General features: G+C 48.5%; 11 protein-coding genes. 6 read left to right on the forward strand and 5 right to left on the reverse strand.

Annotated elements, in window-relative coordinates; genetic code table 11:
* The first annotated feature begins 304 nt into the window (after positions 1-304).
* Complete coding sequence (locus tag VV1_RS21610; RefSeq protein WP_011082268.1) at positions 305-1207, forward strand: LysR family transcriptional regulator; 903 nt, start codon at positions 305-307, stop codon at positions 1205-1207.
* 132 nt (positions 1208-1339) lie between these two features.
* Positions 1340-2185: an MBL-fold metallo-hydrolase Vmh gene (vmh, locus tag VV1_RS21615; protein ID WP_011082269.1), complete on the forward strand. Its 846-nt coding sequence runs from the start codon at positions 1340-1342 to the stop codon at positions 2183-2185.
* Between the two features lie 98 nt (positions 2186-2283).
* Here the strand turns inward: vmh and nfsA are convergent, their stop codons facing one another.
* Complete coding sequence (gene nfsA, locus VV1_RS21620; protein ID WP_011082270.1) at positions 2284-3006, reverse strand: oxygen-insensitive NADPH nitroreductase; 723 nt, start codon at positions 3004-3006, stop codon at positions 2284-2286.
* A gap of 162 nt (positions 3007-3168) precedes the next feature.
* Between nfsA and rlmC the strand changes: the two genes are divergently transcribed.
* Positions 3169-4299, forward strand: coding sequence for a 23S rRNA (uracil(747)-C(5))-methyltransferase RlmC (gene rlmC / locus VV1_RS21625; protein WP_011082271.1), 1131 nt, complete (start codon positions 3169-3171; stop codon positions 4297-4299).
* A 40-nt stretch (positions 4300-4339) separates the two neighbouring features.
* Here the strand turns inward: rlmC and VV1_RS21630 are convergent, their stop codons facing one another.
* On the reverse strand, positions 4340-5206 hold the full coding sequence (locus VV1_RS21630) for a TauD/TfdA dioxygenase family protein (RefSeq protein ID WP_011082272.1): 867 nt from the start codon (positions 5204-5206) through the stop codon (positions 4340-4342).
* 214 nt (positions 5207-5420) lie between these two features.
* Here VV1_RS21630 and VV1_RS21635 point away from each other — a divergent pair, with 214 nt between their 5' ends.
* From VV1_RS21635 to VV1_RS21645, 3 genes are all read left to right on the forward strand, one after another.
* On the forward strand, positions 5421-6176 hold the full coding sequence (locus VV1_RS21635; protein WP_011082273.1) for a helix-turn-helix transcriptional regulator: 756 nt from the start codon (positions 5421-5423) through the stop codon (positions 6174-6176).
* Between the two features lie 177 nt (positions 6177-6353).
* Positions 6354-10022 (forward strand): hypothetical protein, encoded by a 3669-nt coding sequence (locus VV1_RS21640; protein WP_011082274.1) that lies wholly within the window; start codon positions 6354-6356, stop codon positions 10020-10022.
* Between the two features lie 204 nt (positions 10023-10226).
* A complete protein-coding gene (locus tag VV1_RS21645; RefSeq protein ID WP_011082275.1) occupies positions 10227-10436 on the forward strand; it encodes a hypothetical protein in 210 nt (69 codons plus the stop codon).
* A 259-nt stretch (positions 10437-10695) separates the two neighbouring features.
* Here VV1_RS21645 and VV1_RS21650 read toward each other — a convergent pair whose 3' ends face one another.
* From VV1_RS21650 to VV1_RS21660, 3 genes are all read right to left on the reverse strand, one after another.
* Entirely contained in the window at positions 10696-12432 is a 1737-nt protein-coding gene (locus VV1_RS21650; protein ID WP_011082276.1) for a hypothetical protein, read from the reverse strand.
* Between the two features lie 304 nt (positions 12433-12736).
* Complete coding sequence (locus VV1_RS21655) at positions 12737-14584, reverse strand: M3 family metallopeptidase (protein ID WP_011082277.1); 1848 nt, start codon at positions 14582-14584, stop codon at positions 12737-12739.
* Positions 14585-14715: 131 nt separating this feature from the next.
* Entirely contained in the window at positions 14716-16149 is a 1434-nt protein-coding gene (locus VV1_RS21660; protein ID WP_011082278.1) for an aminotransferase-like domain-containing protein, read from the reverse strand.
* Positions 16150-16151: the final 2 nt, after the last annotated feature.

Consider the following 16151-nt stretch of genomic DNA (forward strand, 5'->3'; position numbering starts at 1 on the left):
TATTGATGGTTCGTATGTGCAGCCAAATTGTTGGGTAAGCAATATAAAAGTTGCCAAGAAAAAGAATCCAATCTGTGCCAATTGCTCAGATCGATGCGTTAAGACATTGTTAACGCAAATTATTTTTATCTATGCTTGGTTGTCGTTCGGTGGGCAGTGTAGTGAAATAATTAATTCATGCAATCTATGAGTCTGTGAGTGGATGTGACTTTTTATTGATTAAGTTGTTGATTAATAGAGATAAAAGGTTGTATGTAATGAATTGTAATGGATTAGAGTAGATACTCTCGAAAAGAGGTGAGAAATGGACAGATTAGAGGCTCTTAGAGCCTTTGTGGCTATTGCAGAACAAGGCAGTTTGTCTGGCGCCGCGAACGTGCTTGAAATCGAGAGAACCAAGGTATCACGCTATCTTAGTGAGTTGGAAGAGTGGGTTGGGAGCCGTTTGCTTCACCGCACCACCCGCAAACAAAGTCTCACGGATGCCGGAGAGCAAACACTCGCCTTAGCCTATCAAATGCTGTCCCTTTCTAATGAAGTGAGTGCGATACGAGATAGGCAAAACAATACGCTTTCTGGCAAGCTTCGTATTGCTTCGGCCTATTCTTTGATTGAGCATTTCTTGTTGCAAGCCGTGGAAGCGTTTTGCGATCAATGGCCAGAGGTACAGATCGAACTGCTGGTGGCCGACAGCAGTACCCATTTAATTGAAGAAGGGGTGGATCTGGCGGTGCGAATTACCAATGATTTGGCCCCTGGACTTATTGCAAGGCAAATGGGTGTGTGTCGCAGTGCCCTTGTTGCCACACCTGCGTATCTTGAACAGTTTGGTCATCCTCAGCAGCCCAGCGATTTGCCAGCACATCGTTGTTTAAGCTTCAGTTACTTTGGCAAAAACCGTTGGTATTTAACCCGAGATAACCGCAGAGAAAGTATCGATATTCAAGGCCCTATCACCGCCAATATTTCTACGATCGTGTTATCGGCAACACTGCATGGAAGTGGTATCAGCCAGCAGCCCTATGCTGCGGTGGCGCCACATCTTGCACAAGGTCGTCTATTGCCCGTCTTGCCGGATTGGCAACCTGATGAACTAGGGGTTTACCTCGTCTATTCAAGCCGTAAGCAGATCACGCCGTTACATCGGCAGTTTATTGATTTCATTTGTCAGCGAATGGCAAGCGATCCGCTGTGGCAGGCGTTATAAACGATAAACGGTGAGTGTGAACTATTAGTGCATAATTCGCACTAGTGATGTGTGTATGTGTGGCTATTTCGCGCAAATAAAACGAAATACATTAGAGCCCGTTGATAACAGATAACTCAAAGGGCCAACTCTATGAAGAAAATACTTGCCGTTGCGGTACTCGCAACCCTGAGCCAGCCAGCATTGGCTGCACTGAAACTGACCACTTATAACCCACAAGAAAAGGCCATTTTTCCGGTCAGCTCGACGCTGATTTCGGGGAAAAAAGAAGCCATTTTGTTCGATGCACAATTCAGTACTACCGAAGGTAAAGCGCTGGTGGAGTTGATTCGTCAATCGGGCAAAGAACTCACCACGGTGTACATTACTGGCGGCGATCCAGATTTCTATTTTGGTCTTCAGCCGATCGTGGAAGCCTTTCCTCAAGTAAAGATTAAAGCGACGGCAACCATCGTTGATCACATCAATCACACAAAAGATCAAAAGATCGGTTACTGGGGGCCAATTCTTGGCGAAGGTGCGCCAAGCCAGCTTTATGTGCCAGAGGTCTACAACGGCGACATCTTGCTTGAAGGTGAGAAGATTGAGCTAAAAGAAGCGGGTACGCACAACGCGTATTACTGGATCCCGTCTCTTAAAACCGCGCTGGGTGGAGTGTCCACTTACAGTGGTATTCATGTTTGGATGGCTGATAGCCAAACCAAAGAGGAACGTCTTGAGTGGGTTGCATCACTCGATCGTATGAAGCAATTGAAGCCAAAGCGTGTGATCCCAGGCCATTACTTAGGGCAAGTTCCCCCTCGTGTAGAGGCGGTTGATTTCACGAAACAGTATGTGATGGATTGGCAGCGCTATGTAGAGCAATCAAGCAACTCGACGCAATTGATTGAAAAGATCACGGCGCAATACCCACTACTGACGGCAGATGAAGGCGTCACCATTGGGGCGAAGGTGAGTATGGGTGAAATGAAGTGGTAACTGCTCACCAAAACCCAAAGTAAGATTGGGCTAGACAGCAAAAGGCAGAACCTGAGTTCTGCCTTTTCGTCGTTAAGATATGTCACTGCGGTGAGGCGTTACTTTGTCGCCAAGCCTTTGCTGTGTAAATAAGGCAAGATGTGAGGGCGAGATTCCCCAGCCAGCTTACCCGTTACTTGTTCAGACCAACTGGCCTGTTTTTGGTTTGATGAACGCTTGCCATAGTATTCGAGCATGGTTTGATCGTATTGCTCTACTTTACTGAGATCGAGCGGCTGATAGTGGTTCTCGTGGAGAATGACCTCCGCGGGCAGCCGTGGTTTCAGTTCAGGGTCTTGGTCAGGATGGCCTAAGCACATACCAAACAAGACGGCACTGAACGGAGGTAGTTCGAGAAGCGCATCCACCTCGGTGGCTTTGTTTCTCAGCCCACCGATGTAAACGCCGCCTAACCCCATTGACTCTGCGGCCAATAAGCAGTTTTGCGCCATGATGCCGGCATCCACCGCACCGATCAATGTCAGCTCGGTAAAGCCCGCTTGTACTTCTGAGTTGAGGGTGGCATGGCGTTGATAATCAATGCAAAACACGAGGAATTCGGCTGCCGTTTCGACATAGTGTTGTGGCCCAGCGAGCTCGGCAAGCTGCTGACGTTTGGCTGGATCGGTAATGCGAATGATTGAGACCACTTGCAGCAAACTGGAAGACGAAGCGGCGAGTCCCGCTTGAATGATGGTGTCGAGTTGCTCTGGCGTTATCGCTTGGTCGGTAAATTTGCGAATAGAACGGTGGGAAAGCAGAGTGTCAATAACAGCGTTCATAGCTCAATCCTTAGCAGAAAATGTGCACAAACTTTATCCGCTCTGATGAAAAATGTCGAATCTCTTGTTATTAGCCCTATTAATCGTAATGACAAATAATTGGAATGGTCAATTACTGGCAGAAGAATAGACTGCCGTTTTCTTTTTTTGGTTGCGATTGCCATGTCCTGTCCTTATTTTGAGCAAAAGAGCTGCACTTCTTGCACACACATGAATACCCCTTACTCTCAGCAGCTTGAAACTAAAGACAACGCGTTGCGTAGCTTGTTTTCTGATGTTGAACAAAGTGCGTGGTTGGCTCCGGTTCAAAGTGACTCAATGCATTGCCGCAACAAAGCGAAAATGGTCGCGCTTGGTGCCGCGCATCAACCCACGTTGGGGATCGAAAGTGTCCAAGACGGCACGCCCATCTCCTTAGTCCATTGCCCGCTCTATACCCAAGAAAGCCAAGAATTGCTTGCCTATCTGCAAGAATGGATCCGCACATCAGGTATTCCACCGTACAACAAAGTGAAGAAAAAAGGTGAGCTTAAGTTTGTTCTGCTGACTCGCAGTCAGGCTCGTGGCGAGTTCATGTTGCGTTTTGTGGTGAGAAGTGAGGCCGCACTTGAACGCATTCGCCACAACTTGCCGAGGTTGCAACAGGCGTTTCCTGCTGTTCGCGTCATCAGCGCGAACATTCAGCCGATCCACATGGCTCGCTTGGAAGGGGAGCAAGAGATCTTTCTCACCGATGCGCATTACTTGTTGGAAGAATTTAACGGTGTGCCGATGGTGGTGAGACCAAAAAGCTTTTTCCAAACCAATCCGCATGTGGCGGCCCAGCTTTACGCCACTGCGCGCAATTGGGTAGCCGAGCTCAAACCACGCCAAATGTGGGATCTTTTCTGCGGCGTTGGTGGCTTTGCACTTCACTGCGCACCGCACGCAGAGCAAGTGATCGGCATCGAAATTGAAGAAGAAGCGATCAACAGTGCGAAGCTGTCCGCTCAACAACTTGGCATTGATAACTTACGTTTTTCGGCTTTGGATTCGGCGGCGTACTCTCAAGCGCAAACGCAAGCCGCGGATCTTATTTTGGTTAACCCACCACGTCGTGGCTTGGGGCAAGCGCTGAGTGAACAGTTGGAGCAACTTGCGTCACAGTATTTGATTTACTCCAGTTGCAACCCAGTGACAATGCAGCAAGATCTGGCGCATCTGCCTAGCTACCGAGTCGAACGTGCTCAGTGGTTCGATATGTTCCCGCATACTGATCACGCTGAAGTGATGATGCTGTTGGTGCGCCAATAAGCGATTAGCCTTAACTGAGTTCAGCTTACCTAAGTTCAGCTTACTTAAGTTGCGTTGTTTGTGGTGCATCACCAGTAATGGTGACGCGGTGCAAGCGACGTGGCTGGTCGCCATAATCGGTCACGGCAAAGTGTTGTGTCGCGCGGTTATCCCAAATGGCCAAAGAGTTTGCTTGCCATTGGAATCGGACTTGAAATTTCGCTTCTCGAGCCATGGCAAAAAGCATTTCTAACAGCGCTTGGCTTTGCGCTTTCTCTAACCCGTCTATACAACGGGTAAACTGCTCATTAATGTACAGTGTCTCTTGTCCAGTTTCCAGATGCTGCGCTACCACAGGGTGATGCACTGCTGGAAACTCGCGCGATTTCTTCACCACGTAGCTTTCTCCATCTTCATCCTTGTTGTCATAACGGCTGTTTTCAAAAGCGTGTAAAGCATGGGTAGCATACAGCGGTCTCAACTGCTGCTTTAATGAATCATCAAGCGATCGCCAAACCGCTTCCATATCGGTCCAAATCGTATCGCCTCCAGAAGGTGGGCAGTGCTGAGCGTGAAGCAGCGCGCATTTTGAGGGGCGCGCTTTCCAAGTGAGATCGGTGTGCCAGTAGCTCTCCCCAGGTGGCAGTCCTTCTCGAGTTTCAATCACCACCACTTGCGGGGCGTCAGCCAAATGAGGAAAGAAAGGGTGGATCGGTTCCAGCTCACCAAAGCGTTGCCCAAGTGCCAAATGCTGTTCTGCCGTCAGCAACTGATCGCGAAAGAACAGCACTTTGTAATGTAAGAACGCTTGGTACAACGCCTCAAATTGTCGCTCGTTGATGGCACTGAGTTGAACGTCTTCAACTAAGGCGCCAAACGATGTCGCTAAAGGGGTTATTTTCATGGTTTCTCGCTCAATTTTGTTCACTGGCTTTAGGGAGTGAACATCAGACCGTTTTGGGCTCCATTTTCATTCATAGTCCTCATTTTTGGCAGTCAATATCGCGACAAACGTGCGTCAGATCATTGGTTCGGTTTCTAGTACTTTGGTTGAGTATTTGTTCAACTAATATTTGAGGTGAAAGTATCAAGGCGTTCACTTGCAGTATGGCCGGACTGACAGCAACCGAACGAGGCACATTATGAAATCCGATTTTTCGACCTTACTCGATTTTACTCACGTTAATATTTCACCTATTGAGCTTGAAGAGATCGTTTTGCGCGAATTGGCTCAAGCTGGTATCGAGAATGTTGTGTTCATGATTTTGGACCCTTATCAGGTGCCACGGTTGCAGTTTGATTTCGGATTTTCGAGCCAACAGTTGGACATTTATCAGCAAAATCAACATCACGATTCATTCTTACAGTACTACCTGCGTAAGGGATTGATTGGTCAGTATCTTTATATGCAAGAGATGCTGCCAGTCAAACAGATCCGCAACCCGGTTTTTCGCGAAGTACTGATCCCAACCATGAAACTTCATCATTCCTATTGCGGTTTGTTTAGACTGGTTGAGCACCACTACTTGATGTTGAGTTGTCATAGTTTCAGCGCATTGCAGCCTAAGCAGCGTGATCATCTCAAGAGGTTGTGGCAGTTTTTGATCTCATGGGGCAACTGTTGGGTCGCCCAGCAAACCATGGCAAAACGACTTGCTCAGCTCAGCCCTATTCGCTCGATTGTGCATAACGGTGATGTACTGACGGATGCTGAATTGGAAGTGCTGGAACTTCTGGTTCAAGGGATGGATGGCAGCGAAATTGCCCGCTATCGCTCTGTATCGAAAGAGACGGTTCGTACTCAGATTAAACGGATTTTGCACAAGACAGGATGCCGTCATCAAAATCAATTGATCTCGCGCTATTACCGTATCGGATCTTATTCTTTGGTTGTATAGATAGCCTCTTGTTATTAATTCTATTGATGTAAATCAAACCCCGCTCAATTGCTCGTGCTTCGTCACCCACATGGGTGATGAAGCGGCGGAGTTCCCTTTTTAAGCTGCCTATAACCGTTGCGTAACTGCGCAACATTGCGATGTGAGAAGAAAATAAAAAGGAATTCGGAGGGAATCATGAGAGCCAATAAAATCGTCATTGCACTAAGCGTGGCGGGGATGGTCAGTTTGGTTGGATGTGGTAGTGACTCATCGGACAGCAGCACACCTGTGGTGCCTGATAGCTATAGTGTCACTGCCATTGATGGCTATCTTCACAATGCGAAGGTGTGGTTGGACACCACCCCTAATTGGGTTCACGATGATGGTGAGCCCATCGCGTACTCAAATCAGCAGGGCGTCGCGCAATTGGACGTCAGCAACGTTGCTAACTACCAAAGTTTTCCTGTTATCGTGCAAGCGATAGCCGGTGAAACCATCGATACGGAAGGCGGAAATGTAGTGCCCATCACCGCGGGATACACCATGTCTGCCCCCGCAGGTGAAGCGGCCATCACGCCACTTTCTACCCTTGTTCATGTTGATATGGTGAATCGCCTGCAAGGCGAAACTGACCCCATACTCGTCGCCGCTCAGCAGCAACAATCGGTTGAGCGCATTGCCGAGCAGTTAGGTTTAACGGATGAACAAGTTTTGGGTGACTTCCTGGATGAAGAGCATCAACAAGCGGCATTTGCGGCGCGCAGTTTGGTGACAGCAGGCGTCGTGCTAGCGGAAACTCCAGAACAATATCAAACCACGATGGATGACCCAGATGCTAGCCAAAAAATGGCGCACACTGCGGAACAGGTCAATAAGGACATTAAGCAGACCATCGAAAATACGACTGCAGAAGATCTGGCCGATAAGAAGCCTGAGTTTGATTATGATACCGACAACGACGGCAACATGGACAATGATGGCGACGGTGTTCCAGATTCATTGGATGCTTATCCTGACGATGCAACGGAATACCGTAATTTTGATGGTGATGAGCTGGGAGATAACGCCGACCCTGACGATGACAACGATGGGGTGAAGGATGTTGATGACCTATTCCCAAACGACAACACACAAGCGGGTGACCCAGACAAGGATGGCTTTGATAGCTTGGTGGATCAATATCCAACCGATCCGAAATTGGCGGGGGATCATGACCAAGATGGTTATGACAGTGTGGTGGATGAGTTCCCGCAAGATGCCACCAAAGCGGGCGACCACGATAACGATGGCGTAGATAGCCTCGTTGATGCCTATCCCGATAATGCGGACAAATCAACCCAAGACCAAAGCACAGAGCTAAGCTATCGCTGGCCAACGGTGACCCACCTCGGTAAAGAAGCCAGAATTCTTGATGTGACCTATCACACAAGCGTCGAAACCTTTAACAGTGGCTTGGTCACCACGGAAGTTGAACGGACTTTCCGTACCGTAGAGGGGGATCTGCTGGGCGAAGAACACAGTATTGAACAGATGCAAAAAGATGGCAGCTTTAGCCGCATTAGCGAATGGCGTTATGACTTTAATTTAGACGGTGAGATTCTGTTTGTTGGTCAGTCCTTGGATATCGGGAACAAAACCGCGCAGGGTGAGCAGTATTGGAAATACATTGATGAAGCGGATGCCGCTTTGGAAGGGGCTGATAATGGCGGAGGACGCACGTTCGATGGCGTGAATTTTACCAGCCGACAACATCCACAAACGTTACTGGGTATCGACACCATTCAATATGTGACCGTCACTCAGGGAACGGATGGTGAACTGGCTAGTGTGACGACGCAGTTGGATCAATTTGTCGTCAATGGCTTCAAGATCGATGACGCCACCACCCACGTGAAAGATTATGCCTACCGTGGCGTAGAAAAACGTCGCGAACAGATCCCTGTTTGGCTGGAAGAACACCGGGATTGGCAAGCCAATGGATCGACAAACCAATACCGCCTGCTCGTTGCTGACAGCGAAAACACCTATCGCTTAACGGAGCATCAGCCTATTTGGTCGAGCCCAACAGACAGCAGCTACGAAGAGTACGCTGACTATAACTACAACAACCAAAAATGGGAAAATCGCACCGCGTATTGGGTGGAAAGAACCACTGAGTTGTTGGCAGACAGCAGTACGAAAGTATCTGGCTCGCGCTACTTGCTTGCCGATTCGGATGCCATAAAACGCACGTCGTCAGAGAAGCCAGATGGTGAGAAGTTCAGTGAGTTCTCACTTCATGAGCGCACAATATCTGCCACGGAGAAACGCGCTTACGAAACTTGGCATCATATTGCACTGGAAGGGTACGATTTTACCGCGTCCGCGAATGTATTTGGTCATCAATACACGGTGTTCAATTTGTATGACGACATCTGGATGGGTTACAGCTATACCCAGTGGTTTGATCGCAATATCGACTTGATCGCTGAAGTGGATCGCTTGCTAGAGCAAGGCGTGCCGGTTGACCAAATTACGCCAGAGATGATTCCGAATTTGAATCTCTATGCCAAACCTGCGTTTACACCATCATTCCGTTACCACGACAATGGCGATCCGCGCGTGTGGTATTTGGTCACCGATGATCCTTTCTATGACGCATCGGGTTATGTCATGCAAGCGATTACCTTTACTCCAGGTGGATTGGCCAATGCGTTTGATGTGTTCGATGTGGTGAACGGTATTTATTTACTGAAAGGCAAAGTTGAGCAGCCTCAACAGTGGCAGGAGATCATTCCTCGAGCGATCTTTATGCTCAATGCGCAAGCGGACAGCAGCGGCATTTCGTTTATGACCGAGCGAGGCGATGAGTACTTTGCCAGCCGTGAAAAAGCGCAGCAGCGTTTGAAAGTGCTGCAAGCACAGCAATCACTCTGCACATATGGTGACACGGGTTGGGATGAACAAAATAATCGCCCAGCAGGTTCACCGACTGAAGCGGATTTCTATCAAGCGTTAGAGACGTGTTTGTACCTACCGCTGACCCCAGAGCAGTTAGTAACAATGCAATGGCACTACTATGATGCCGAAGACCGCGTGCACGAAAGTTACCTCTTCTATGAAGAGGGGGCAGGGGTGATGCTTGAAAACGGCAATTATCTCAAGGACCTAACGTGGACTATCAATGACAAAGGGATAGTGATTATTCAGTTCCCAATGGCTGACGATGTGGATATGTTTGCTCTCACTGGCGAGCATAAAACTGGTTACTACCTCAAAGGGTACTTCCAATGGAACGAAGTGGTTACCGAAGGAGAAATCGAGAGACTCTCCGAAATCGCCGCTGTCGACTACATGAAATATGCGCCACAGCTCGATCCCGCGGTGAGCTGTGATACGGGCAATACCCCTTGGGATGAACCCAATGACAAACCCGTATACTACGAAAGCTTTGAAGCTTATCAAGCCGCAGTGGCGCAATGTAAAGCCCAAATGGGGGACGGAAGCGTACTGACTGCCGAACTCATGGCTGGCACCGATAGCGGCAAAAGCGCTTATTGGGCGGTGGGCTATTACGAGTACATCGATCAGCAACGTGTGTTTACCGCTGACGAATGGCTTTACTTTAATCCGCAGGGCACTGGGGCGTTTGTCGATGCTGAGGATGGAGAGTTTCCGTTTAACTGGGCGATAGAAAACGGTCAGTTGAGGATTGACGTCACACACGCTGATTACGTCGGTTCTTACGAAATCAGCGAACTGATCAATTCAGACGCCACCGATCTGTCCTTAAAAAGCTTTTGGCACAGTACGGAGTGGAGCGATGTGAACGCGGGAGAAGGCGAAATCCTCGATCAAGTTTATCGTTTTGATGGTTTCCGCTAACCCTTTGTGTTTAGACGAGAATCACTAAGAGTGTCGAATGGGCTGTTTTTTCAGCCCATTTTTTATTGTCTCTCTGGCTCAATACATGCGCCATGAAAACAGGATTTTGGTTGTAATGCCTGCTTTGCTTATAACACCTTCGCATTATCACTTCTTATATTGACATATCTATAATTAACCCAGTGCGGTAGAAAGGAGAAAGCGATGAAGGTTGTTGTTGAGTTCCTCGAGTCAGGACGCTTCAGGGATAACTTTTGGGATGGCGAATTCAGAGTGGAAAAAGGTGAGCACAGAGCAGTAAGCCCTTCGTTAGCAGCTCAACTCATTCACAACCGACAAGCCTCTCTCTATCATTCTGACGATCCCGATCAGACGGCGTTTATCAACCCTGCTGACGGTACGCCAATGAAGTAAACCCAAACCGAATAGGTAAACGACCACCAAGGAACGTTGCTTCCTTTGGTGGCCGTTTTGTGTGTGCTGGTATGCCAGAAAAATGCACTGGACCCGCCGAAAGTGTCTTATCCGTGATGTGCGGAGTTAAATAATCCCAAGTTAGAGGGAGGTGGTGCGTCATTTGACGGCTTTCTATCATCTGTTGGCGCGCAAAAATAGCCGGGAACAGAAAAGGGACCAATGGTCCCTTTGGATAAACGCATCATCGTGAAAGTGATTATTGGTTGGCAACATTCATTGATGACTTATCAATGCGGTAGTCGTAACGCATTTCTAGGCCTTTATCATTGGCATCAAAAACAAAATTGAGTGTTGCTTCCACCGTTAATGCCTCACTGACTTCTTCTGGAATTGGCTCACCGCTGAGCTCAGAAGCCATCGTTGCGAATTCGAGTATGCGTGAGGTGTTCATATAGGCTTGCCATAAACCCCCTGCTTCTAACGGCTGCTTGAGCACGACTTCTGACCCTATCGCGGCCTTATCACCAGCATAGAGCGTGAGGTGTTTGTCGTTCATGCGTGCAAAGAGTGGCGTTTTCATTCCCGTTTGCGCTTCAACCAGTGCACTGAGATCTACGGCTTGACCATTGGGTTCAATGTTCACTTCTGCCAACTGTGGAACAAACATTTTTGCCGTTTGCACCAGCAGCGATGGATCGTCCGCAGAGAGGCTGAATAGGAAATCCAGTTTTTCAAATTCAGGTCCATACTGGCCTTGTAAGTTCATCGTAATATCATTCAGGCTAAACTGAATGCCTTTTACGCCATTTACCATGCCTGCGCCCATGCTCACGGCCGCAGCTGGGTTTTCACCTCGAACCTCTCGTTGGACTTCTGCGAGGAGTTCACAAGAGTAACTTGGTTGCGTCAAATCATTCCAAATATTGCTGATCGCTGGCGCTAATTTGGCGACATCTAAGCCAAAGCTGATACCAAAGATGCTGTCACGGTTAATTTCATCACTAGGAATAAAGCCGCGTACGGTTTTGAGTGCATTGATCAGAACTTGGTTGTTGCTCTCGACGACAATGCTGCCATCCATAACCAGTTGTTTGTCTTTAGATTGGTAACTCGCGACAGACACAATACGAGGCCAATTGTTGGCGATGGCCGTCAGTTCAGTATGACAAGTCGGCTGACGCAGCACGTCAATTTGATCTTCTGGAGAGAGCTGTTGCAGCACATCAATTTGACGAGCCAACTGGTTGCTGCCTTTCAGCGTGATCCCTTTGATCACTTCTTGGTTATCAAGGTAGGCGTAAAATTGGTAATTTTGGCCATATTTAGTTTGAAGCGCGGCTAACTTGCCGCTATCTGCAAACGAGTGTTGAGGTTTTTCTGCCCCAAGTGCCATTTTCAATGTGTTCTCAGCGCCAAACATCGGGACATCGAGCGTGAAGGTGACTACCTTGCCTTCAAGGGCGATCACAAAACCAAGGTTTTGTTCTGCGCTTGGCTCTGTCGCGAGAACATAGCGGCGGTAATCGGCTTGGCCAAGTTTACCGACTTCATGCGTCGCGCCTGTCTCTTTTTCCTTTTTATCGATGGTGGCCCAGAACGCAGTTGGGTTTTCAATCTCGAATTTGTAAACCGGTACCATGCCTAAGGTGTAGAGCAGTGGTTTCACGTTGTCGCCCGTACCGAGGTAGTTCTTGAGGCTTTGTTCATTGTTGGCGCTGTTAAGATAGCCATCAAAGTAGGCGAGAAGAAAGGCTTGCTCTGGGGTGAGCTCTTTCAGATCAAACGCATCGGCGAAGCTTTCATTCTGATAACCCATAGAGGTTAAGTATTCGTAATGATTAATGGCGTTGGTCTGCAAAGAGATCAGCGGGGTATCCGCGGGTACATAAGCCAAGAAGTCATCGCCTGCTTGAGTATTGAGTCCTACTTTATAGAAATACGCGCCACTAACGGCAGCCGCTGCAACTGCAGAAGCGAGGATAATTTTATTCACGACCAACTCCGTTGTCTGTTATTGACTCTCTCATCTCTCGCTCTATGCAAACGAGTGGGAGAGTTTTGAACATTGATAATAAAACAAAACACCATGCTATATATGCAATTGGTTTTGCAGTCTCATCATATATAAGTTGGCTTATTATTCAATGCGTTATTTATTGAGATGAGTGTTGTGTCTCTGCTTTTGGAATCGGTCAGACATTCAGCGATGGCGTCGAGGTGAAGAAGAAGAAGGTGGAGGAAAAGGGGACTAGGGAAAAAGCAGAGCCAGCACGTGGCTGGCTCTGGATATCGATCATTTATCGACCATAGGTTTTGACGATGTACGCTTCAAATTGATCGCACATATCGGCGTCAGAAATGGCGTTCGAAGCCAATAGCTTACTGCCATCGACGATGGTGATGGTTGCGTTAAGGCTAGCAGGTGCGTGAACCTCTCGTTCGGCAAGGGCGGCGATTTTCTGCTGCTCTTTTTCCCACGCTTGCTGTGCAGTTTGGTTACAGGCGTCAGCGAGATATTTCGCATTAAACCCTTCACCCGTCAGGCGCTTAATTGACTCAGAATGAGACACACTGTTGCCTGCATGCCAGTAATGCTCTGCCAACAGAGGGCCAATCTCTGGGTTATCACATAGGTAACCAAACTTCTCGGTGAAGTAGGCACGAGTTTGGTACACCGCCATATGAGCCAGTAAGTAACCTTGGTAGGCGCAAGAGGCTTCATCAGACAGCAGGTGTGGAATGGCCATCAGTGGACGCGGGCTGCACGCCAAACCCAGAATGCGCATTTCGGTATCTCGGGCCAACTGGGTGACACTTTCTGCAGTGAGTTGTTCGTCACTCATTTGATAAAGCGCGCGCTCAAAGTACGGCACAACGAGAATGCTGCGTTCTGCATAAGCCTTAAACGGCTGACGGTTATTGACCATTGCTTGAATGATCGAGTCTGGCACTGGATTGCCAGCGTCATCCAATGCGTAGCGCTTCAACCAATCTGCATCGTCAAGCAGGCTATCGCAGAACATAGATTGTGTTTCAGCGTAAGCCATGGAGGTTGGCGCAAATTCTTGCGAGAAACAAGGCGCGTTGAGCTTCACATTGGCAAAGTGAGCGGCGTGGCCTCCTTCGTGGAACAAGGTATTCATGCCATCGTAGCCACAACCGACTTGGTCTGGTTTGGCATTGGAGGTGAAATTCACTTTGGCGGCGATCCACTCTCCTTGGTCATAGAAAGAAGGGATCGGGCCATGACAGAAGCCGTTCGGGTATTTGCCTTTGCGATCCAACAGATCGAGTGTGAGTTCCGCTCCGGAGTAATCAATATTGAGGCGACCAAACGATTCTACCCAACGACGTAGCGATTTAGAAAACGGCACATAGGGGTCCAAGTCACGCATGACATCGCCAGAGAAAGAGTAAACAAAGTTATGCCCTTTTAAGGCATCGTTGCCTTTCTCTTGCGCCAATGCATCCAGGCTATTTTGATGACTTTGACGAGTGCGCTGTTCGAAATCCTCCAAAATCACAAACAGTTCATCACTGGTCATGTGTTCGGTTTTCACCACGGAATAATCGAAGAAGTTGGCGTAGCCCATGGTGCGGGCAAAGGCGTTACGCTTTTTCACCAGCTCAAGGAAACCGTTTTGCAGTAACCACTGTTCGAGATCCAATAACGCTTGGTGCGCAGATTGGCGGACGGATTCCTGGTTGTTGGCGCGGATTGCCGAGCTCAGGATCGGCAGGCTGCCTTCAACCGTTTCACCCTTCTCGTTCACGTAAGTCAGAACGTGCTTTTGCTTCTTCTCAAAAATCTCCGCTTCAAACTGAATCAGATCATTCTTAAGCGCGCCCGCTTCGGGGGATTCAATGGCGTGCGATTGGAACATGGCTAACCAGCCATTGAGTCCTTGAATCGTCTGCGCTTTCTCGCTTGAGTCTGGGATGGTTTCTGCGGCTTCAAGTTGTTGTCTAATTTCGTTAATTTTTGAAGCTTGAGAAAGGAAATTGGTCCACTCGGTCTGTGCTTTGGTTGAGCCTTGATGATCGTCGCTGATCCCCATGTAGGTTTCCCAGAAGAAATCTTCTTTGGTGCGATGAATCGTCAGATATTGCTGGTTTAGCTTATTAAGATAGGCAGTTGCAGTCATTTTTGTCCTTTAAAATGGTTGCCTGAAGAATGGGCCATTATGTCACGACGCATCGAGAATGACGAATCTCCCTTTCGTACGGTTAACGGCAGTGTCGTAAACGGAAATGTACTTAGCGTTTACAGGGAATATCAAAGATGACGAGCGATGAGACGAACCAAGGTATTGATGGCGGGTTGCCAATCGTGATCACTCGTAAAGTTCGCGACACAAAAACGCACGCAATGTTGATATTGGTTGTGTGTGCCAAATACCGTCCCCGGCAATAGGCTAATTTTTTCTTTGCGACAATCGAGATACAACGCATGGCTATCCACCCCTTCAGGCAGGATTAACCACAGCAAAAACGATCCTTGATTGAGATGCAATTGATAGCGATTTTCCAGCGCGGGAATCTGGTTTAATGCCTTGCTAAGCATGGTGTGGAAGCGCTTACTGTGGCACTGGTATTGTCGACGCATTCTGGCGGTGTGAGCACGGTATTTGCCCGTAGTGAGAAACGACGCGACCGCACTTTGCATCAGGTTCAAACTGCCCATGCTATCGCAGAGCAGCCGCTTTTCCACTTGGTCATGATAACGTCCGGCCAACAGCCAACCGATCCGCAAACGAGAGTCGAGCGTTTTTGAAAGGGAGTTGACGTAGATGACTCGCCCTTTGCTATCAAGAGATTTCAAGCTTGGCAGTGGGGCATCAAAGCTCAATGCACCAAATACGTCGTCTTCAATGATCGGCACATCATGGCTGACTTGCAAAAGGGCCAGACGTTTTTCCAACGTCATGGTGGCGCCAGTGGGGTTGGTAAAATTCGGTGTGACTAAAATCGCTTTGATCGGCCACTCTTCCATCGCTTTGGCGAGCGCGTCGATTTCCATCCCCGTTTTAGGACAACTGGGGATTTCCAACACATTCAACCCTAGGGATTCCAGTAAAAGGAGGTTGCCAAAATAACAAGGGGATTCAACGGCAACAATGTCACCAGTCACTGTTGTGGCTCGCAGGGCCAGGCTGATGGCTTGTTGCGCGCCGTGGGTCGTGATGATCTCGGAGAGCTGGACAGGGACACCAAGATCGGCGGTAATCTTGGCCAGTTGTTTGACTAAAAGGGTATCACCCGGTGGTAACTGGTAGTGGCTAGGAAGCTGACTTTGTCGTCGGCTATGGCGCCCAATTTCCGCATACAAACTTTTGATGGCAGGGGCATCGATGTTGGGGTGTGCAGAACCGGTTGGCAGTTGCTCTTTTTCGTGCGGATAGGTGAGGAATTCTTTACAGACAGAAAGCAGGTCGACCTTGGTGGGTTTAGCATGAGCGTGCTCTGGAGCGATCGCGACGGGTTTCACACGATAGCCTGAGCGTTCAACAGAATAGACCCAACCTTGCGCTTCCAGCTCTTGATAGGCACGAATCACGGTGTTTTTACTGACCGACAACTCCTGCTGGAGACGACGAATCGAAGGCAGTCTTTCATCGTGTTGGAACAAGCCGGATTGGATGGCCGAGCGCACATATTGCTCGACTACTAAGTACTTGTTGTGTGTGATATCACGCTCATCTGTACCCATAA

Origin of the sequence: Vibrio vulnificus CMCP6, assembly GCF_000039765.1 — a bacterium.
Lineage (GTDB): Bacteria > Pseudomonadota > Gammaproteobacteria > Enterobacterales > Vibrionaceae > Vibrio > Vibrio vulnificus_B.